Genomic DNA, 19,521 nt, shown 5'->3' with positions numbered 1-19,521 from the left:
GTCAGACGATCGGCTCGTGGACGGTCACGAGCTTGGTGCCGTCCGGGAAGGTGGCCTCGACCTGGACGTCATGGATCATCTCGGGCACGCCGTCCATGACGTCCTCGCGGGAGAGCACCTTGCGGCCCGAAGCCATCAGTTCGGAGACCGTACGGCCGTCGCGGGCGCCCTCCAGCAGATGGGTGGTGATCAGCGCGACCGCCTCGGGGTGATTGAGCCGCAGCCCGCGCTCCCGACGCTTCTGAGCCACATCGGCAGCAACATGGATGAGCAGACGTTCCTGCTCATGCGGGGTCAGTTGCATGCTTCCACCTCACAGTCCTGTGCCCAGTACCGGCCCTGGGCGCAGCGAGACACTAGCCGCCTTCAACGGACTGTTGAATGTCGAACCGGTGTCTCGCGGCAAGGTATTGCACGTTAGAGCCGAAGTTTTTCCGGCGCGTTAACTGATCTTTTGCAGATCCATGGACATCAGGCCGCGCAGGCCGTTTTCCAGCACTTCGGGTTCGGCGTCACCGAAGAGCGCCATCTGGACGAAGAACCCCTGCGCGGCCGCCATCATCGCCCGCGCCACATGATCGGCGGGTACGTCCGCCCGCATGACCCCCGCCCTGCGGTATCCCTCGACCACATCCGCCCAGACGACGCGCATGGTGCTGTACCCGTCGTCGAAGGTGGCGGCCAGGCGTTCATTACGCATGGTCTCGGACCAGACCTGCACGATCAGAGCGGCGAACTGCCGACCGTCCAGACCGCACACCTCCCCCGAGAACAGCCCGCGCAGCACCCGGCCCAGCAGCACATCGGGGGTCGGCGGCGGGGTGGCGTCCGCGGCCTCCTGGAAGGCCCGGCGAATACTGCTGAACGCCTCATCGGCGATGGCCGCGATCAGATCCTCCTTCCCGCTGAAGTAGCGGTAGACCGCACCGGCCGACAGGCCGACCTCCTTCAGCACCCCCTGCATCGACGTGCCATGGAAGCCGTCGCGCGCGAAGCAGCGCGCCGCGCCGTCGATGATCTGCCGGCGGCGGGCGTCGAGGTGTTCCTGAGATACACGGGCCATGCCCGAAACCTAAAACGAACGTTCCTTCTTGACAAGCTCCGACACCGACGGGACAGTGTGGCCCTTACGTAAAACGAACGATCCTTCTCTTTGAATCGAGGCCTCTCGTGTCCGCTACCCCGAACCGCCGCATGGTGGCGGTCATCCTGCTGATCCCCGTGGTGGTGATCCTCGCGCTCTGGGCCTTCGCCTGGCCCGCGGCCCGGATCGCGCCGCATGATCTGCCCGTCGGGGTAGCCGGTTCCGCGCCGGACGCCGATCGGCTCCAGCAGCGGTTCGAGCAGCGCGAGGGCGCCTTCGAGATCCACCGTTACGCCTCCGAGGCCGATGCCCGCCGCGCGATGGAGGACCGGTCCGTATACGGCGCGGTCGTGGTCACCCCGCAGGGCCCGCAGTTGCTGACCGCATCCGCGGCAAGCCCGGTGGTGGCCCAACTGCTGCGCGAGGCGGTCACGGCCCAGGCCCCCGAGGGCGCTCAGGTGCGGGTCACGGATGTGGTGGCGGCGCCCGCCGGGGATCCGCGCGGCAGTGCGCTCGGCGCGAGCTTCCTGCCACTGGCGATCGCCGGCGTCCTCTCGGGCTCCGCGGTCACGATGCTGCGACTGCGCGGGGGACGGGCCGCGCTGGCACTCATCGGCGTGGCCACACTGGTCGGCATCGGCGCGGCCGCGCTCACCGACAACTGGCTCGGCGTGATCACCGGCGGCTGGTGGCCCGAGGCCGGGACGCTGGGACTCACCGTCCTGGCCATCGGCGGGACGGTGGCGGGCCTCGCCGCCCTGATCGGTCCGCCCGGCATCGGCCTCGGCGCCCTGCTGATGGTGCTGCTCGGAAACCCGTTCTCCGGCGTCACCAGCGCGCCCGAGCTGCTGCCCCGGCCGATCGGGACGATCGGACAGCTGATGCCGCCGGGTGCGGGCGGCTCACTGCTGCGGTCGGTCGCCTTCTTCGACGGCAGCGGTGCGGGCGGTGCGCTGCTCACGCTCACCCTGTGGGCGGCGCTCGGGCTGACGGCCGTACTCATCGGCGGCCGACGCCGGGACCGGCCTCCGGCCGCGCCCGCCGCCAGCACCCCGGAGCCGGCCCTGGTGGGCTGACCCCCGTTCGAGCCTGCCGTGCACCCCCGCCTCAACGGGCAGGGGTGCACGGCATTTCCGCGTTACGGGACGTCAGCTGGGCGCTCAGCTGCCCGGCTCTCGGTGCCCCTTGTGTTCTGCCGCGATGCCGAAGCGCCGCCGTTCGCCGGGAGCGGACACGGATGAGCCGATCGAGGAGACCGAGCTGATCACCTGCTCCTCTGCAGCCGCCTCGTCGCTTTCGAGTCGCTCCAGGTCAGCGGCCGAAACGAGCGCCACGAGCGGCTTGCCGTGCCGCGTCACGACGACTCGTTCGCCGCCGTAGACGACGCGGTTGATCAGTTCGGCGAGCTCAGCTCGGGCTTGCGTCACCGGAATCTCGTAGGCCATGCTCCCTAGCCTATGTAATGTCCACCTGGTCCGCCGTGGTACATGGTGACAGCGATTATCCAGGTCAGAGGCTCTCGCGTGCTCCCGTGCGCTCTCGTCTGTGAGAGATGTGTGAGACGAGGTGAGACGAAGAGTTTTCTGGTCGCACTGAATCCTGGCAGGTCTCAGCAGGGATCGACACCTCACATGACGCGATCGTGCTGGTGCAGCCAGACGTCCTGGCCGTGAGATCTCCCGGCCAGCCCGAAAGCGTCGGCGGGCGGGCTCACCGAGACCGACATACCACGCGCACAGCCTCGGTCTGCTCCCACAAGCAGCGCGGCCCGCGCCCGCCGCCGTCGCCGCGTGTGCCCTGTTCTCCCGAAGATGCCGCGAAGCGGCAAGTAACTCGTCCGAGCGGTCTCGGTGTCGGTGGTGGTCCTGCAGGTCGCCTGCAGTGTCCTTCGAGGATCTGCCGGTGACGCTGTCCTGCCACTTTGGGTCGCCGCGGGACTCTGTTGCTCAATTCGTCCGAGCTCGGGGACCGCTGATGCGCGAGGGCGACTTGCCCGGTTCTTGACGTTCTGGTGGTGAGGCTACGGGCACGCGAGGTGCTGACGAACCAGATGCTCAGGAATATGGAGTTGCGGGCGGCGGCCCGGCTGGCCGAGGCGCCTGGGATCCGTTGCCGCGTTGCAGGCCGTTAGCCTGTCGGTATGTCAGAGCGTGTCATGCCCGGTCGCACGGACGGCCTGATCACCCTGGTTGCCGCGGACGCTCTGTGGGTCGATTTGACGGCCGGCAGTGCTGTGCCGACGGCTTCTGGGGCATTCACCTGCTCTCCTGCCCGTGCCCAGGTGAGGTACGTCCTGCTCGGCGGCCATGCGGTGGCGACGGTGAGGGCGAGCAACGGTCAGTGGAGTGTTCCGGAAGTTGAGGTACGCCGGGCGGCCGCGGAACTGAACGCGGTTGGGATGGATCGGCAGGACCTGGTCCGCATCGGGCCGTTTCGTGGGGCGCCGAGGCAGGAGTGCAACGAGGAAACGCCGCTGCGTTGGCGCCAGCGCATCAAGGGGGAACTGCAGGAGCTGGGCGACCCCGAGCGGGCAGCACGACGTGAAGTCGGCCGGCCGTACCATCTGGCGGGGATCGACTGGCGACAGATACTCGTGGAGCAGACCCGCGACGGGACGCAGCGCACGTGGTGGCTGCCGCGCGCTGTGGTCAGGCTGCTGGACGCGGCCGAGCACGCCGAAACGCAGTGGGTGCAAGCCGCGCAGACCCGCCAGGCAAGCGCAGCCGTCACCGAGCCGCCCTCCCACCCCCGGCAGGCCCGAGACGCCGGCGGTCGGCAGACGACGAGCCCCGAGGGCCCCACCGCCTCACTGCGCCCGTACAACAAAGAGCTGGAAGGCCAGCTGTACTCGGTGCTCAGCAGGAAGCCCGGTACCTCCCGCAGGGTGGCTGGGTGGGCGTGCGCCGTCTGCCGCACTGCGCCCGCCACCGTGCTCGACCACTGCCACGAACACGGCTACGTCCGCGCCCCCGTCTGCCAGTCCTGCAACACACAGGAACGCCCCGACCACCTGTACACCAATGACATCCGCGTGGCGAACCGCTACACACGCCTCTTCCACACCGACACCGACGACTGGCTCCGCCACTGGCACCGCTGCCCCGGCTGCCGCGCACGCACCACCCTGCCCCTGCCGCACCTCGCCGCATGGACCGCCCACATAGCCTGCCGATCGCTGCGCCCGACCCACCGCGCCCCCCGCGGGCGCAAGCCCTGCGGTGTCCTGCGCGTGTCCTGGACAGGCAGTCGGAACGCGCCCCGTTCCTGCCTGCTCACTGTCGCCGTCGACTTCTGCCCCTCCGGCGAGCACCGTGTCCTGGCGCGAGTCCCCTACCGCGAAGCCGCCGAGCGGTTTCGTACCTGGTTGGCCGAGACGGCCCCTGCCGTGGCCGCCGCGGCCGGTCCTGACCGCCTGGACGGCCTCCCTGCCCAGTTCCGGCCAGTCATCGCGGACACCAGCGGCGAGGACCTAGAACTGTTTTGAGCGGGCACCGGGAGACCCGACACCCCATCGTCACCTCGCAGCTGCTGGCCCCCGACACGGTCACCCCGCACGCCCCAGCGAAATGCGCAGCAGAGTCCCGCGGCGCAGTGTGCGTCACAAGATCGGCGCGCTGCTTGTCACCAAGGGTGCCAGGAACGGGTCACTGCAACGGACCGTCGCGTTCTGCCCGATCAGCCTTCGCTGTCGGTTTGTTGATCGATACGGTGAGAGGTGATTGGGTGACGACAGGTGATGAGGAGTCAGATTATCCAGCACCTATCCAGCACGGGAAAAGGCTAGGGGTCCGACCCCGGAAGTCGAAACCTACTGACCCGCATGTTTGCCAGATCAGCGACGTGGCGCTATGTCACCCATCAACAGTGAAGCGGAATGTCGGTTCCTGATGCGCGCTGAATGCGCATATCCCGGCCTCAGTGCGCACTGACTCCGGACAGTAGCTGCCCATGGTGACCCCTTCTGGTCTTTCAGGGCATGGCGAAGCCGGTGGCGATGCACCGGCAGGGGGCCATCAATCTCGTCACCTCCGGCTTCTTGCCAGTGGTTTGTCGCCTCGACCGGCACCGGGCGGCCGACGTGTCGTTAGTGACGGTGGCGGCCCCCGGCCATGGGTCGGTGAGCAGGCGCCGCTGCCTGCCGCGCTGCTGGAGTCGCGGTCTCATACCGGCAGCGCGATCGAAGGGGAGGTACGGAATGTCAGAGAGCGAGGCGTCGTTCGCCGATTCGCCCGAACTGCGTGCGTCCTATGAGTTGTGCGCGGCTGAGATCAGGCAGTTCCTGACGCCGATGTGGAAGGCGACCGAGGTGCTGCCCGCCGCGATCCGTCCCCACGTCCTGGCCGTGAACGGCTTCACGGTGCGCAGCGACCGCATCGCTGATGAGGGAGGAACGCCGCAGGTCCGCGAGGAACGGTTCGCCCGGTGGCGTTCCGACACTTTGGAGGAGCTGCGCACCGGGCGCAGCGAGCATCCGCTGCGGCGGGCGTTCGTGAACACGGTGCAGCGGTGGGAGATCGCCCACGCGCTGGTCGAGGAGTTCCTCGACACCATGCAGGCTGACTGCGTCTCTGCTCCCGTCTTCGAGACGTTCACGGAGCAGCGGCGCTATATGCGGGGAATCGCGGGGACGACCAACGAGATGTGGATGTCGCTGCTGAATGTGAGAGGGCCGGAGGCGTTGGCACTGGCCTCGGTACTGGGTGAGGTGTGCCAGCTGGTGGACAACTTCGAGGACCTGCCGCTCGACCTCGCTGTCGGCCGGTGCTATATGCCGCGCGCCGACCTGCGGCAGCTGGGGTTGGAGGTGAGCGACCTCCAGCGCGGTGAACGGCGTGAGGCACTCGATGAGCTGGTGGACATCCAGCTCGGGCGTTGGCGTGACCTGCTGGAGCAGGCGATGCCGGTGGCCTGGATGGTGAGTCCCGAGTACCAGCCGTTCCTGCACACGGTGCTTCTCGGCGCGTGGATGCAGTTCGACGAGGTCACGCTCCGGAAGTCCCGGGTCTTCGCCGACGGCATGGAACCACTGACGTCGACCGGTGCGGCGCAGCGCCGCCCGCCATGGCCGGTGGTGGGCGCGGTGCCGGGCCATGTCGCGGTGATCATGGACGGCAATCGGCGGTGGGCCACACGGCAGACCCTGCCTGTCTCGCGGGGCCATCAAGCGGGCGGGCAGGCCGCGATGCGCGTGGTCAACGCCGCCCTGCGGCTTGGGGTCCGGCACCTGAGCATCTATGCGTTCTCCACCGAGAATTGGGACCGCTCCCAGGAGGAACTGGCCGCCCTGTTCGACACCATGGCCGACGGGATCGCCCAGGGCACCGAGTGGCTGCACGAACTGGGCGTACGGGTGCGCTGGTGTGGACGGCGTGACCGCGTCGATCCGTCACTCGCCTCCGCCCTGACGCTGGTGGAGAGCCTGACGTCGAACAACGATGTGCTGTCGCTGACCCTGTGCATCGACTACGGCGGGCGGGACGAACTGACCGACGCCGCCCGTGCGCTGGCCGCCGAGGCGGTGGCGGGGACGATCCGGCCCGAGGACATCGGCCCCGCCGACCTGGCCCGGAACATGTACGCGCCCGGCCTTCCCGACGTCGATCTGCTGATCCGCACCTCCGGCGAGCAGCGCATCAGCAACTTCCTGCCCTGGCACCTCGCCTACGCCGAGCTGATCTTCGACCCGACCCCCTGGCCCGACTTCGGCCTGGCGCAGCTACGGGAGGCCCTCACAACGTATGCCGGCCGCCGGCGCCGCTTCGGAGGCACCCTTCCCAGTCCTGCCCGACCGGTGGGGCCGGCCCCGGCTCCCTGAGCCGGAGCCGGCCCCCGGCGCTACGACTTCGGCGGGGTGTACACACCCTCCGCGGTCACGTGCGCCAGCACCGTGTCAGCGGTGAACACGGGCCTGCCGAAGGTGGCGGCGTACACCTCCAGCAACTCGGGGGTGGCGTGCAGCGGCACCTTGTTGATCCGGACCTTCAGCGGCTGGCCCACCGGTACATTGCCGGTGGTCAGCAGGCCCTCGGACAGAACGCACCGGAACACCGAGCGGTGCCCGATGTCGACACCGTTGACCACGCACTTCCCCGACGCCAACCCGTCCTTCAGGGCGCTCTGCAGGCTGACGACCCGGGCGTTTCCAGCGGGCGTGCGCACCGCGATCCCGCCGTCGAGCACACCGTCACCCTCAGCCTTCGGTAGGCTCTTCAGCGAGGGATCGCCCTTACCCGACCGCACGGGGAACCGCACCGCCGAACCGCTGTGGTCCTTGATCAGCTCGGCCGGAGCCACTGCCTCGACCACGGCTCCCAACCGGTCCAGCTCCGCCTGGACCTGCTCGGTCCACCGAACCTCGACCCAGCCCTCGGAAATCGTGCCCCACTTCTCATCCGCAGCAGCAGACGCCGTCCCCGTGAACTGGGCCAGCAAAGGTGCGGCCAAGGCCGCACCCAGAACCGTTCGACGATTCGTACTCATCGGTGTGCCCACCATCCTTCCTCGGGGCCGCAGCACACGACCCGAGGGAAATCATCCGCCCGCCGGGATTCCCGGGTCGCGAAACTGGTCGGGCAACACCCGGAAGGGGGACAGGCCGCATCACCAGGTGTACCTGACCTCGAACCTCGTCCCGGACGGTGGCAGCAGCGCCCAGACGCCTACCGACGTGCGCACCACCCTGCTCTTCGCGGAGCGAACGGTGAACCTGGTGCTCGGCTACGCGCAGAACACCGGGCGACCACACCGACAGGAGCCTGAAGGCCCAGACCTCATCGAGGCGCCCGGAAACATAGCCGATCATCCCCGGTTGGCCGAACCGGTATTCATGGAGAGCACTGATCACTCAACGCCATCGACATCCGCTTCGAGAAATGCCTAATTGCGCATCACCCACCAACCGCACCGCTGCTCACCAAGTCCGAAGTCCGGCGTTTCTGCAGGACGCGGTGCTCACCAGTGCTGTGCTGGCCGCCACCCGACTGGCAAACTGTCCAGTCCACGCCGGCGCCAACGCGGTAATGACGACACACAGCGGATCAGCGCAGTCCGGCGAAGAGATCGTTCTCGGGTACGGCCGCGCCGGTGGCGTCCTTGACACGTACGAAGGTCTCCATGCCCATCAACTCGCCGAACCTCTCCTTGCCCATCTTGAGGAAGAAGATGTTCTCGCCCTGGCTGGCGTGCGCGGCCAGCGCATCGAACTTCTGACCGCTGAATGCGGTGGTGTCCACCCACGTGGTGATCTCATCGTCGGGCAGGCCGATCTCGGCCATCGCGGCGGCCTCGGCAGGATCCGGTTCCGGCATGTCCCCACGAAACTCGCGCATGGTCTCCCCGAACCGCTGCATCATCGAGCGGGGCACCGTCGTCCAGTACACCTTCGGTGTCAGCGCGGTCATCTCCAGCGCCGCCATCGTGATGCGGTGGGCCTGGATGTGGTCGGGGTGGCCGTAGAAGCCGTTCTCGTCGTAGGTGACGACCACATCGGGTCGGTAGTGCCGCATGAGTTCCGCAAGTCGGGCAGCGCCTTCCTCCACGGGGGTCTGCCAGAAGGATCCGGGGGCGTCGTTGCTCGGCCAGCCCGTCATCCCGGAGTCGGCATAGTCCAGCATCTCCAGATCGCTGACCTTCAGGACGTCACAGCTCGCCTTGAGTTCTTGACGGCGCATCAAGGCAACGGCCGCCGGATCGTGCCCGGGATCGCCCGGCTTGACGCCCCCCGTTCCGTCACCGCAACCGCCGTCGGTACACGTCACGAGAACGGTGCGGATGCCTTCCGCCGCGTACCGCGCGAGGACCCCTCCGGTTCCGGTGGCCTCGTCGTCGGGGTGGGCGTGTACTGCCATGAGCGTCAAGGGCCGGTCAATCATGAAACAGTCCTCCTGCAAAAATACGTCTTGGTCCGAGTGCGCGGCGGGCGTACCGCGATCCTGGGGCCCGGATCCCGGCGGGGCGGACGACCTTGCAGTCTCCGTGTTCCCCGCCCGTGCGGAGCCGGTCCCTCGGTCGATGCAACCGTGCCGACCCGACCGGCTGTTCCCGTCGCAGCCAATTTGCTTTCCAGGCATCGGAGTTTCAACGCGAACGCGGTACAGGCGCGACCTGCACGTCGCAGCGCCACGTCGGCCTCCGCCCGCCGCACCAAGCCGCCAGTCAACCCAGTCCATTCCCCCAAACACGACCCAGTTGTCCAAAGCCCGCCGGCCGAAGGATGATGTGGACAGACTCTGCGGGTACATCGTGAGCCCGTGCGCGCGATATGGCCGCAGTCAGCTTCAAGACTTCGCCGGTGCCGCCCGCATCCTGGCCAACGCACCCTCGCCTGTCTCCATCACACTGCCTCGTCGGTCGGTTCCATGATCTCCGTACACGGCGCTGACGTCTCATCGAAACGAACCGCCTCAACAGCCGGGCGCGCAGGAACAAATGTCGGGTCTCATCAATTTGCGCCGAACCGCCCTCATGGCAGGTCTTGTTCACCCAGCATTGATCAATGGACATGGTCGACTTGGGCGCGGTCGCAGCCCTTCTCTCCGTTCCCACTGCCTTAGTCGCAGCGTGGTGGACCAAGCGCAGCGCAGAAAGTGCAACGTCTGCCGCGCTCCTCGCCGGGCGTATCCAGGCCGACACGGCCATCTCGGCGGTACAGACCCAGAGCCTCCTCCAGCGGGATCAGCAACGGCACATTGCACTCGACAGCGCGTGCATGGAGTTCCTGAGCGTCTCCGACACCCTGGTAGGTGTGGTGAAGCGACTCCCGAACCTCGATCACGATGAACGCCAGGGGCTCGTGGCCAAGCACGCTGTCCCGATGGAAACCCGATACGCCTCACTGGAACTCCTCGCCCCTCCTGATGTCCTTACGGCCGCAGAGTTCCTTCTCTCGCAATGCCGCCTCTTGGAGCGCTGCGCGCTCGATCGCGCGGTACTGCGCGCGACGATCAGCGCCCTGGAAGCAGGCTGGTGTCCCGGCGGCCCAGAAGATTGCACCGATGATCGTCATAGCTCGGCTTACGTAGCCTGGGAATTTCTCGTCGGGTGGGCGCGCAAGGACGCGGAGGAAAGAAGGCACGACCGGGATCTTCTGGACTACTGCCTCCGCGACAGCGCCACCCTCACCGAAATGCAAGTAGCTCAGGCTCTCTCCCTAGTCGACCGTTGCCCGGCCATGTGGGAGCAACTGATCGGTGGATGGGTCCGGGACCCGCTCATCGAACGCCTCGAATCCCGCCGTAAGGATTTCGTCACTGCCGCCCGCGCAGCCAGCCTCACAGCACCGCCGGGCCCTCTACGTTGCGGGTGACGGCGCCGGTGGCGTTGTCCTCGACGATCCACCGCGGGCTGTCGGAGTCGCAGTCGTAGTGGTTCGTCCTGGACCCCAGTTGGGTCCAGGTTCCCGAGGTCTTGTCCTCCACCGTCCACGTGCGGAACCGCAGTGCGGAGTCGAGGTCCCAGGTCTGCCGCTGGGTCGCTGTCGTCTGCTGGCGTGCGACGTCGTTGGCGAAGTAGCCCGCGGTGACGGATCCCGGCATGCCGGTCGTCCGGCCGAAGGCATCGTAGGTGAAACCGGCGCCCACCCGGTCGTGCCCCCGGTGATCGGGCAGTCCGCGCCCGGGACTCCCTTCACCGTGTTCACCGAGGTCCGGTTGGTACGGGCGTCGAAGCCGTACGCCCGCCGGGTGCACACCGTCGCGGCGGTATCGAGCACCTTGCCGCCCAGGCCGTGGAGGACCAGCGACGGCGCGAGCCCGGGCCCTCGCCTCGGTGGTGAGGTCCGCGTGCAGAGTGCGCGCCGGCCCGTACGCGGTGTGTGCGAAGGTCCCGCGCGCGGAGCGCGCCGGGCCCGTCGTTGCGGACCCTGCTGACATACGCGGACGCCTCGGCCCGCCCGAGAGGATCACGCAGCGTTGAGCTGTCGGTGTTCCCGTGGTGAGTTAAGAGGGCGTTAAGTCCGTTTCTAGTAGTGAGCCTGGTCCGGGTTGGGTGAGGAAGCCTTGGCGTCCGAGGCGGCTGCGTGTGACGTTCATGTCTGGGCCGTCGGTGGGCAGGCCGAGTAGTCGCTCCGTTCGCAGACCCTGAATGCCTGGTCGGGGTGCTGGTTGAAGGCATGCACGATCTGCTGGTGGCGGTGCCTTGGTCGTGAGGGCCGGACCGGGATCGGATATTCGGTGTTCTGCCCACCTCATGAGGACACAAGATGGTGCGCATGACTTTGGCCACCCCCATACTCCACACCGCTCGCCTGCGACTGCGCCCCTTCACCGACGCCGACGCGGACGCCCTCTTCGCGCTGCACAGCAGCACCTACGTGATGCGCTACTGGGACTCCCCGCCGTGGAGCGAACGGGCCCGCGCCAAGCGCTTCATCGCGATGTGCCGGAAGATGGCGGACGAAGAGACCGGAGCGCGGGTGGCCATCGACCGTGCTTCTGACGGGGCCTTCGTCGGCTGGTGCGGTCTGACCGGATGGAACCCGGACTACCGCAGCTCGTCGTTGGGCTACGTCCTCGACGATGCGATGTGGGGCCACGGCTACGCGACGGAGGCCGCGCGCGCCGTGCTGCAGTGGGCATTCGACACACTGGACCTGAATCGAGTTCAGGCCGAGACCGATACGCGCAACGTGGCATCTGCCCGGGTCCTGGAGAAGATCGGATTCATGCGTGAAGGGACGTTGCGGGAAGACTGCGTCGTGAACGGCGAGGTATCCGACTCGTGGGTGTTCGGGTTGATCAGGCGAGAGTGGCGGCCGGCGGCCGTGCCAATTCCAGCCCGCTACGACCGGCGTTAAGTCCGTTTCTGGTAGAGACCGCGTCGGGGTTGAGTGAGGAAGCCTTGACGGGTGAGGCGTCCAAGGCGGCTGCGGGTGACGTTCATGGCCGGGTCGTCGGTGGGCATGCCGAGGAGTTCGTGTAGATCACGGACCCGGAACGCCTGATCGGGGTGGGTGTTGAAGGCGTTCAGGATGACCTGGTAGGCGGTGGTCAACTCAGGCGGTTCGGATTCGATCCCGGTCGGGGCGAGTTCCGCAATGACCTTCCGGGTCGTAACGAGTTCCGCCAGACGCGCCTCGGTCTCGGCCAGAGCAGCGTTCAAGTGCTCGATCTGGTTGCGCAGTTCGCCGGCCCGGGTGGCGGCCTCGTCCTGCCGGGCCTGGAGATCTGCCAGGAGTTCGATGACATTCACGCGGCCGCCACCAAGTCATCGCGCCAGGCTGGTGCAGGCGTGGTGAGGCGGCGGGCCATGTTCGCGGTGGATGCCCAGTAGACGCGTGAGGCGGCATTGTCGGGCCGGTGGTCGTACTCGCGGGCCAGACGCCGGTGCAACATCAACGTGCCGTTGACCTGCTCCACCGCCCATCTCATCGGTTGCGGAATGAAGCCCTTGCCCTGGTCGGCGGGGTTGCGGCGGACGACGTCGACGGTGATGTCGAGCATCGCGCCATGGATGACGACCTCGTCCTTGAACCCCTGGTCCACCAGGGCCTTCTCCAGGCGGTTCCCGCACCGTTCGGCGGCCTGGTCGAGCAGGGCCCTGCCGGCAGCGTTGTCGTGGGCCGAGGCGGCCAGCACGACGACGCCGATGATCAGCCCCAGGACATCGACGGCCAGTCCCCGCTTGCGGCCCGGAGTCCTCTTACGGGAGCATGGCCGTGCCGGCCCGAGCAGGCAGAAGTCCTCCCGGGCAGGAGGAATCGCGGCCGAGGACCTGGAGGAACTGACGGAGGAACACGTCGAGTCCATGGTCGCCTCGCTACTTGTCGGCGCCCGCAGGCGTGGCGGCCAAGCCGGCACAGGACTTCGCCCCTCGACGGCCCAACACCTCGGCCAGCCGCTCACGACTCGCCACCTGCGTGAGGCCGCGTACTCCCTGCAGCGGAAGCTGGAGCTGCGGAAGGTCCAGCTCTACGACGCGCATCACTCATGCCTCACGTTTCTTGCCGTCAACGGCGTGCCGGACGTCGTCCTCGCCGCATGGGCCGGGCATGCCAACGCCACCTTCACCAAGCGGGTGTACGTCCACCCGAGCCACGAGGACCTCCGCGTCGCCTCGGACCTGTGCCGTTCAGAAACTCATCGCTGCTGGTCAAGCCGCGTATCTGTACTCATTGATGACGCCGCCCAGTACTCGGGTGCGGAGGAGTCGATGCGCGGTCAAGTCGGTCGAGGGCGCCGGGTGCTCCTGGGCGAGGGGAGGAAGTTGCCCCCGGGCCTGGTAGGGGCGATGGCCGTTGTAGTGGAAGGCGTAGACGTCGAGCACGCGTCGAGCGTGGGCTTCGTTCAGGATCAGCAGGTGGTCGAGGGCCTCGCGCCGGAGTGTCCCGATGACCCTTTCGCAGTGCGCGTTCATCCGTGGGGCCCGCGGCGCCGTCGTCAGGGTCTCGATGCCCTCGGACGCGAAGACCGCGTCGAAGGACTCGGTGTACTTGCGGTCCCGGTCGCGGACCAAGAAGCGCAGCGACTCCAAGCGCAGGCCCAGGTCGACGGCGAGGTTGCGGGCTTGCTGGACCGTCCACTGCGCGGTCGGATGCGCGGTCACACCAGCGATGTGCAGGCGGCGCGTGCCGTGCTCGAGGAAGACCAGCGCGTAGACCCGGCGAAGATCGACCAGGTCGATGTGCAGGAAGTCGCAGGCGATGACGCCGTCGGCCTGCGCCGTCAGGAACTCTCGCCGCGTCGGCCCACCTCTACGGGGAGCAGGGCCTACTCCGGCAACAGTCAAGATCTCCCTGACCGTGGAGGCTCCGACCCGATGTCCAAGCCGCGCGAGCTCGCCTTGGATCCTGCGACACCCCCAACGCGGATTCTCTGCGGCCAGCCGCAGCACCAGCTCTTTGATCGCCTTCGTGGTCGGTGGCCGGCCGGGCCTGCTCCGGCGCTTGCTGTAGTCCCACCGGCGCGCCACGAGCCTTCGATGCCACGCCAGCACGGTGCCCGGAGTCACCGGGAACACCTGCGCCCAACGACGCCGGGGTATCAGCGAGGACAACGCCGCGAACCACAGCCGGTCCGCCGGCTCGTAACGCACCGGACCTGCAAGTTGCCTGCGCAGCACCGCGTTCTCGTGCCGCAGGACAAGAAGTTCGGCGTCCTTGGCCACCTGCCGACGCAGCAGCAACACCGGGACCGACAACAGCTTCCTCGTCACCCGATAGACCAGCGAGACAATCACCCGCGGCATCGTCCCACGCGACCCTGAGCGCCACCAAACCCCCTACGACCTGCAGCAACGCATTTCTGAACGGCACAGGGTCTATGAACGGCACCGGCTGTGGTCGGCCGACGGGACGTGGGAACGGCTGCTCCAGCAGGTCCAGGCCGCGGCCGACGCCGCGGGCGAGATCGACTGGGACGTCTCGGTGGACTCCGCCATCGTCCGGGCGCATCAGCACGCTGCCGGCGCCCGAACCGATCCGCCGCAGGCCCCCGCGCCAAAGGGGGCCGAAACAGCAGAACACCAGGGCGAAACCGCATGGCAGAGCCTCCACGCCCGCCTGGTGGAGGTGGTGCGGGAGGTGAGGGCCTGGGCCGCTCGCGCGGCGGGTTCACCAGCAAGCTCCACCTGAGCGCGGACGGCCGCTGCCGCCCGCTGTCCCTGATGGTCACGCCCGGGCAGCGGGCGGACTGCACCCAGTTCAAGCCGGTGCTGGAGAAGATCCGCGTTGCGAAGTCCGGCCCGGGCAGGCCCCGCACGAAGCCGGACAGTGTCGCGGCGGACAAGGCGTACAGCAACGGGCCCTGCCGCGAATACCTGCGACGACGCGGCATCCGCCACACCATCCCGGAGAAAACCGACAGTCAGGCCGCCCGCCTGCGCAAAGGATCACGCGGCGGACGACCACCCGGCTTCGACGAAGAGAGGTACAAGAAACGCAACACCGTCGAACGAGCAATCAACCGACAGTAAGGATGGGTGATGGCACCGTCCGACGGCCTGACTCTCCAAACGACAGTGGAGCGTTGCGATGAGTCACAGGTGTCTTTCCGGTCAGTGGACGCGTTGCGGTATTGGCGGCGTTATGGCAGTTCATTGGCGCGAGCCAGCGCGGTGGGGTGCGAGCGCGAGGTAGGTCAGGACCGCGCCAAGCGTGGACAGGACCGCGAGGATGAGGCCGAGGGTGTGGAAGGCACTGGTGAAGCCTGCGGCCAGGGCTGCGTGATGCGGTCCGGCCACCTGGCCTTGGACGGCCTGCCCGGCGATTCGAGTCGCGGAATCGGAGGGTATGCCGCTGCCGCTCAACCGGGCGGCGGTGAGCGTGGTGAGCAGGGCTGCGGCACCGGCGACGGCGACGGACTCGCCTGTGATGCGCATCGTGTTGAAGATGCCTGCTGCGGCTCCGGCGTTCTCGACCGGGACAGTGCTGACGGCGGCGTTGTCCATGACCCCGAACGCCAGACCCACGCCGGCGCCGAAGGGCAGGAGAGGAAGCGCCAGTGCCAGCCATGATCCGTTGCTGTGCAGAGTTGCCAGGAGCAGGGCGCCGGCCACGATCAGTACGGAAGCGCCGGTCAGCACCGCTCGCACGGAGGTGCGCGCGGCCAGATGGCTGGCGGCGAGCGGCAAGAGCAGAACCGGGGCAGTCATCGGCAGCAGAAGCAGGCCGCTGGCCAAGGTGGTGCGATCAGCGACGCCTTGGAGGTAGGCGGGCAGGTAAACCAGCAAAACGACAAAGCCGAGGGTGACCGTGAAGGGCTGGCAGACCACCGCGAGGAACTCGGGCCTGCGGAACAGGCGGACGTCGAACATCGCGCGGTCGGCCAGGCGGATCTCCAACCCAGCGAACAGCGTGACCAGCGCCACTGCCGCGGCGAGAAGCAGTAGGGTACTCGGCGCGCTCCAACCTGCGGCTGCGGCCTGAACGAAGGCGAAGGACAGGCAGGCCAGCCCGGCGGTGAAGGTGACCAGCCCGGCCACGTCGAGGGCAGGCTGGTCCGGGTTGCGGGATTCCGGAGCCCGGGTCGCGCACAGCCATGCGGGTATGGACATGGCCGCGACCAGGAGGAAAACCGACCGCCAGCCGGCTGCTTCGATCAGGGCCCCGGCGACCAGCGGTCCCATCGCCAGACCCGTACCGAAGGAGGTACCGAGGATCCCAAAGGCCAACCGTCGGCGCCGCCCGGAGGTGGAGTGGGCCAGCACCGCCGCCCCCGAGGCCAAAACCGCCGCCGCACCGCATCCCTGGACCGCCCTGGCCGTGTCGACTACGGCCATCGAAGGCGCCAGCGCGACCAGCAGAGATATCGCGCCGACCAGTGCGATGCCGGCCAACAGCACGCGGCGCCTGCCGACCCGGTCCGCGAGGCCGCCGGCCGCGAGCGGCAAGGCGGCGAAGGTGATGTTGAAGGCATTCAGCATCCACTGCGCAGTGCCGACCGAGGAGTGCAGGTGTGCCGCCATGCTCGGTAGCGCCACTGCGGCTCCGGTCACGGAGAACGGCAGCATCATGCTGGCGGAAGCGACCGCGACCACCGTGGGCCAGTAGTCACGCCTGCTGTCGTCCGCAGGTCGGATCGGGGCCGGTCCGAGGGACGGGGCGACTCCGGGGCCGCTCGCGCTACGAGTGCGATCCGGATCGGGACGGCCTGGGCCGTCGAGAGAGGAGGGAGTGGACATGCCCTCGATCGTTCGCGAGGGCCATCGGTTGATGAAGAGACCGCGGTTCCCTGGGAATGACAGGGCCACCATCCGACCGCCGCGCCCCTGGCGACGCCCACATACTGGGGCGTATGGCCAACACGAGCATGATTGTCAACAGCCTCGGCGACTACCTCCGGGCCCGGCGGGCCCTGGTGTCACCCGCAGACGTGGGCCTGCCTCCGACCGGCCGCCGCCGCGTGCCCGGCCTGCGACGCGAGGAGGTCGCGGAACTGGTCGGGCTCAGCACCGACTACTACGTACGCCTGGAGCAGGGTCGCGCCGACCGTCCCTCCGATGAGGTCCTTGACGCACTCAGCAGGGCACTGCGGCTCGGGCCAGCCGAACGCGCCCATCTGTACGACCTGGCCCGGCCGCCCCGTCGTGCCGACACGACGGCAGCGGTCGCTGGGCGGGGTGAGGTGCTGCGTTCCGCGCTACGGCAGGTCGTCGAGGCCATCCCGACCACCCCAGCCGTGATCATGAACGACCGCAACGATGTCCTGGCCTGGAACCAACTGGCAGCCGCGCTGATCGCTGACTTCCCCAACCTCGCGCCACGCGAGCGGAACATGGCCCGCCGGATCTTCCTGGACCCGGACGCGCGACAGATCCACCTCGACTGGGACGAAGCCGCGCGCACTACGGTCGGCATACTGCGCATGGCTGCCGGACGCCAGGCGCACAACCCGGAACTCGTGCGCCTGGTCGGTGAACTATCACTGGGCAGCGAGACCTTCCGCCAGCTGTGGGCCAGCCACCACGTTCACGAGAAGACCCATGGACCCAAGCGCTTCCGACACCCCACCGTCGGAGACGTCACGCTGAATTATGAGACCTTTCAGGCCCCCGGCTCCGCTCACCACCTCCTCGTGATCTACACGGCCCCGCCCGGCAGTCCCGCCGAGGAGGCCCTGAATTTCCTCGGCAGCTTCACCGCCTCCAATACGGCTACCCCCTCGCGCCCTCAAACAAGGACCGAGGCGAGCTGACCCAACCCGACCTGTACCGCTACTCTCCAGTGCCGTGCCCTCGTAGGCGTCAACAACGTCCTGCCCCACAACAGGTGTTGCGGGGCAGGACGTTCGTGACACCGGATCGGGCAGACGTTCGGGCTCGGGGGCCCTCTCCGGTATGTCGGTTGGCGGTGGAGACTGACTTGATGTCCTGGCTATTCCCCGTGCGTGAGGATCTGCAGTGCGTCGGCGGAGCTGGAGTCGTTGGGGGAGGGGATGTCAGCCGGCGAGGCCGGGCTGCTGGGCCGCGAGGCGTCTGCTGTGCCGGTGGAAGATGACGGCCTTGGTGATCGCCTGGAGGAGGTTGGCGCAGATCAGCGCGGACCACAGGGCGGTGAGCCCGCCCGCGTCGGCCACCGGGACGGCGCTCAGGCACAGCAGGCCGAAGAAGACGGCGGTGGAGACCATGCTGGGGAAGGTCCGCTTCAGCCCGAGCATGCCGAAGCCAGCGATCGCTTGGAGGGCGTCCGTGAGCACGACGGCGAACACCAGCGGGAGCTGGTCCTCCAACTGCGGCCTGAGGGAGGGGTCGTTGCTGAAGAGCGGGACGATCCAGTGGCCGAAGACCACGAGGACGAGGCCGAGGGTGCCGACACCGCACAGCGCGACGCCGCCGCCGGCGAGGACGCTGCGCCGGGCCTCGGCGACATCGGCGTCGCGTGCCGCGCCCGCCACGATGGGCACGGTCGCCTGTCCGATCGCCACGGCGAGGGTGTAGATCAGGTTGACCAGGGTCTCGGACACGCCGTGCACAGCGGCCTGTTCGGTGCCGAGGCGAGCGGCGGCGAACGTCAGCACGCCGAGAACCACGAACTTGATCAGCACGGTGCCGGCGAGTGGGATGCCGACCCGGGCCAGCCGGAACACCTGCGGGAGGTCCGGGCGGCCCGGGCGCAGGGACTGGCCGGCCAGCACCGGGAACCGGTGCAGGGCCAGTTGGACCCGGCAGGTGGTGACGAGGCTGGACACCAGCATGGCGATGCCCGCGCCGTTCAGGCCCATGGCCGGCAGCGGGCCGGTCCCCGCGATGAGCCCGACGGAGAGCAGCACCGCAACCGCGGTGCCGACGAGTCCGGCCCGCATGACGAGCTTGCCCTGGCCGAGGGCGACCAAGACGGAGATCGCGGAGGCGCCCACCGACGTCGACAGCACGGCGACGGCCAACAGGTAGGGGAACGCGCCGAGATGGTCGAGCGTGGACTCGGGGACGCCGGTCACGCGTCCGATCAACGACACCCCCGCCACGGCGAGGGCGCCGAGCAGACCGACGATGAAGCCCAGCCACATGCCGTTGCGGACCAGGGGTGCCATGCCGTCGGGGTCGTCCTCGTGCTGGCTGACGAATGGCATGACGCCGCGCAGGACGCCGGTGACCGTGGCGGTGGCCGGGCTGTAGACGGCGATGGTCACGGCGAACGCGGCGAGCGAGGACGTCGCGTGTCTGCCGAGGAGGGCGGTGTCCACCAGAGCTCCAGCGGACGAGGCGACCATCGTGAGGTAGAGCGGCAGCGCGTTCGTGGCGATCCGGGTGAAAGGAGTCTGCCGCCGCTCGGTCGTGGCGGTTTCGGTCATGAGACTTCCTTTCGGTTCGGACCGCTTGCTTTTTGCTCCCGTGCCTGGGCAAATGACGTGGATATCACGTTGGCGAGTTCCCCTTCCGAACCGAACAGACGGCGTTGTCACGTTGTTGGGTGTGTGGGTGTCTGACGGTGCGTCGGGGCATGGTGGTGCCGGGTTTTGGGGCTGTGTTCAGGCCGTGGTGGGCTGGCGGGCAGCGCCGCTGAT

Annotated in this window: 18 protein-coding genes and 1 pseudogene; 7 read left to right on the top strand and 12 right to left on the bottom strand. The window is 68.1% G+C overall.

Annotation, left to right across the window (positions count from 1 at the left end; genetic code table 11):
• Position 1 precedes the first annotated feature (1 nt).
• Both ACGFU7_RS16105 and ACGFU7_RS16100 read right to left on the bottom strand, forming a co-directional pair.
• Positions 2-304 carry an urease subunit gamma gene (locus tag ACGFU7_RS16105; RefSeq protein ID WP_393696217.1) on the bottom strand — a complete coding sequence of 101 codons (303 nt, stop codon included), beginning with the start codon at positions 302-304 and terminating at the stop codon, positions 2-4.
• Positions 305-442: 138 nt separating this feature from the next.
• The gene (locus ACGFU7_RS16100) at positions 443-1,063 is read right to left on the bottom strand and encodes a TetR/AcrR family transcriptional regulator (protein WP_393696215.1); all 621 of its coding nucleotides are present in this window, start codon (positions 1,061-1,063) and stop codon (positions 443-445) included.
• Between the two features lie 107 nt (positions 1,064-1,170).
• On the opposite strand from ACGFU7_RS16100, the gene ACGFU7_RS16095 reads away from it, so the two are divergent.
• Positions 1,171-2,160, top strand: coding sequence for an ABC transporter permease (locus ACGFU7_RS16095; protein WP_393696213.1), 990 nt, complete (start codon positions 1,171-1,173; stop codon positions 2,158-2,160).
• An 84-nt stretch (positions 2,161-2,244) separates the two neighbouring features.
• On the opposite strand, the gene ACGFU7_RS16090 is transcribed toward ACGFU7_RS16095, so the two are convergent.
• The gene (locus tag ACGFU7_RS16090) at positions 2,245-2,529 is read right to left on the bottom strand and encodes a type II toxin-antitoxin system Phd/YefM family antitoxin (protein WP_393696211.1); all 285 of its coding nucleotides are present in this window, start codon (positions 2,527-2,529) and stop codon (positions 2,245-2,247) included.
• Positions 2,530-3,224: 695 nt separating this feature from the next.
• Here ACGFU7_RS16090 and ACGFU7_RS16085 point away from each other — a divergent pair.
• On the top strand, positions 3,225-4,568 hold the full coding sequence (locus ACGFU7_RS16085) for an endonuclease domain-containing protein (protein ID WP_393696209.1): 1,344 nt from the start codon (positions 3,225-3,227) through the stop codon (positions 4,566-4,568).
• 711 nt (positions 4,569-5,279) lie between these two features.
• Positions 5,280-6,899, top strand: a complete 1,620-nt coding sequence (gene uppS / locus ACGFU7_RS16080; protein ID WP_393696207.1) for a polyprenyl diphosphate synthase — start codon at positions 5,280-5,282, stop codon at positions 6,897-6,899.
• 20 nt (positions 6,900-6,919) lie between these two features.
• Here uppS and ACGFU7_RS16075 read toward each other — a convergent pair whose 3' ends face one another.
• Together ACGFU7_RS16075 and ACGFU7_RS16070 are read right to left on the bottom strand one after the other, a co-directional pair.
• On the bottom strand, positions 6,920-7,564 hold the full coding sequence (locus tag ACGFU7_RS16075) for a hypothetical protein (protein WP_393696205.1): 645 nt from the start codon (positions 7,562-7,564) through the stop codon (positions 6,920-6,922).
• 557 nt (positions 7,565-8,121) lie between these two features.
• Positions 8,122-8,955, bottom strand: a complete 834-nt coding sequence (locus tag ACGFU7_RS16070; protein WP_393696203.1) for a PIG-L family deacetylase — start codon at positions 8,953-8,955, stop codon at positions 8,122-8,124.
• A gap of 623 nt (positions 8,956-9,578) precedes the next feature.
• Between ACGFU7_RS16070 and ACGFU7_RS16065 the strand changes: the two genes are divergently transcribed.
• A complete protein-coding gene (locus tag ACGFU7_RS16065; RefSeq protein ID WP_393696201.1) occupies positions 9,579-10,388 on the top strand; it encodes a hypothetical protein in 810 nt (269 codons plus the stop codon).
• On the opposite strand, the gene ACGFU7_RS16060 is transcribed toward ACGFU7_RS16065, so the two are convergent.
• Positions 10,354-10,617 (bottom strand): hypothetical protein, encoded by a 264-nt coding sequence (locus ACGFU7_RS16060; RefSeq protein WP_393696199.1) that lies wholly within the window; start codon positions 10,615-10,617, stop codon positions 10,354-10,356. The two genes, ACGFU7_RS16065 and ACGFU7_RS16060, sit on opposite strands and share 35 nt — an antisense overlap.
• 674 nt (positions 10,618-11,291) lie before the next feature.
• Here ACGFU7_RS16060 and ACGFU7_RS16055 point away from each other — a divergent pair.
• Positions 11,292-11,876, top strand: coding sequence for a GNAT family N-acetyltransferase (locus ACGFU7_RS16055; protein ID WP_393696197.1), 585 nt, complete (start codon positions 11,292-11,294; stop codon positions 11,874-11,876).
• On the opposite strand, the gene ACGFU7_RS16050 is transcribed toward ACGFU7_RS16055, so the two are convergent.
• The 4 genes and pseudogenes from ACGFU7_RS16050 to ACGFU7_RS16035 form a co-directional block, all read right to left on the bottom strand.
• Entirely contained in the window at positions 11,873-12,271 is a 399-nt protein-coding gene (locus tag ACGFU7_RS16050; protein WP_393696195.1) for a hypothetical protein, read from the bottom strand. The genes ACGFU7_RS16055 and ACGFU7_RS16050 overlap by 4 nt on opposite strands.
• Positions 12,268-12,729: pseudogene (locus ACGFU7_RS16045) on the bottom strand (transposase); the annotation flags it as partial. The gene ACGFU7_RS16050 and the pseudogene ACGFU7_RS16045, both read right to left, overlap by 4 nt.
• 109 nt (positions 12,730-12,838) lie before the next feature.
• Positions 12,839-13,003, bottom strand: a complete 165-nt coding sequence (locus tag ACGFU7_RS16040) for a hypothetical protein (protein WP_393696193.1) — start codon at positions 13,001-13,003, stop codon at positions 12,839-12,841.
• Positions 13,004-13,171: 168 nt separating this feature from the next.
• Positions 13,172-14,257 carry an integrase core domain-containing protein gene (locus ACGFU7_RS16035; protein ID WP_393696620.1) on the bottom strand — a complete coding sequence of 362 codons (1,086 nt, stop codon included), beginning with the start codon at positions 14,255-14,257 and terminating at the stop codon, positions 13,172-13,174.
• Between the two features lie 300 nt (positions 14,258-14,557).
• On the opposite strand from ACGFU7_RS16035, the gene ACGFU7_RS16030 reads away from it, so the two are divergent.
• Positions 14,558-14,992 carry a transposase gene (locus ACGFU7_RS16030; RefSeq protein WP_393696191.1) on the top strand — a complete coding sequence of 145 codons (435 nt, stop codon included), beginning with the start codon at positions 14,558-14,560 and terminating at the stop codon, positions 14,990-14,992.
• A gap of 120 nt (positions 14,993-15,112) precedes the next feature.
• On the opposite strand, the gene ACGFU7_RS16025 is transcribed toward ACGFU7_RS16030, so the two are convergent.
• The gene (locus ACGFU7_RS16025; protein ID WP_393696189.1) at positions 15,113-16,699 is read right to left on the bottom strand and encodes an MFS transporter; all 1,587 of its coding nucleotides are present in this window, start codon (positions 16,697-16,699) and stop codon (positions 15,113-15,115) included.
• A gap of 113 nt (positions 16,700-16,812) precedes the next feature.
• Between ACGFU7_RS16025 and ACGFU7_RS16020 the strand changes: the two genes are divergently transcribed.
• Entirely contained in the window at positions 16,813-17,712 is a 900-nt protein-coding gene (locus ACGFU7_RS16020; protein ID WP_393696187.1) for a helix-turn-helix transcriptional regulator, read from the top strand.
• Positions 17,713-17,955: 243 nt separating this feature from the next.
• On the opposite strand, the gene ACGFU7_RS16015 is transcribed toward ACGFU7_RS16020, so the two are convergent.
• Positions 17,956-19,308 carry an MATE family efflux transporter gene (locus tag ACGFU7_RS16015; RefSeq protein WP_393696185.1) on the bottom strand — a complete coding sequence of 451 codons (1,353 nt, stop codon included), beginning with the start codon at positions 19,306-19,308 and terminating at the stop codon, positions 17,956-17,958.
• Positions 19,309-19,521: the final 213 nt, after the last annotated feature.

It is taken from the genome of Streptomyces sp. NPDC048473 (assembly GCF_043200155.1).
GTDB lineage: Bacteria > Actinomycetota > Actinomycetes > Streptomycetales > Streptomycetaceae > Streptomyces.
The sequence above is the reverse complement of the archived record's forward strand: the minus strand, read 5'-3'. Positions and strand labels throughout refer to the sequence as shown.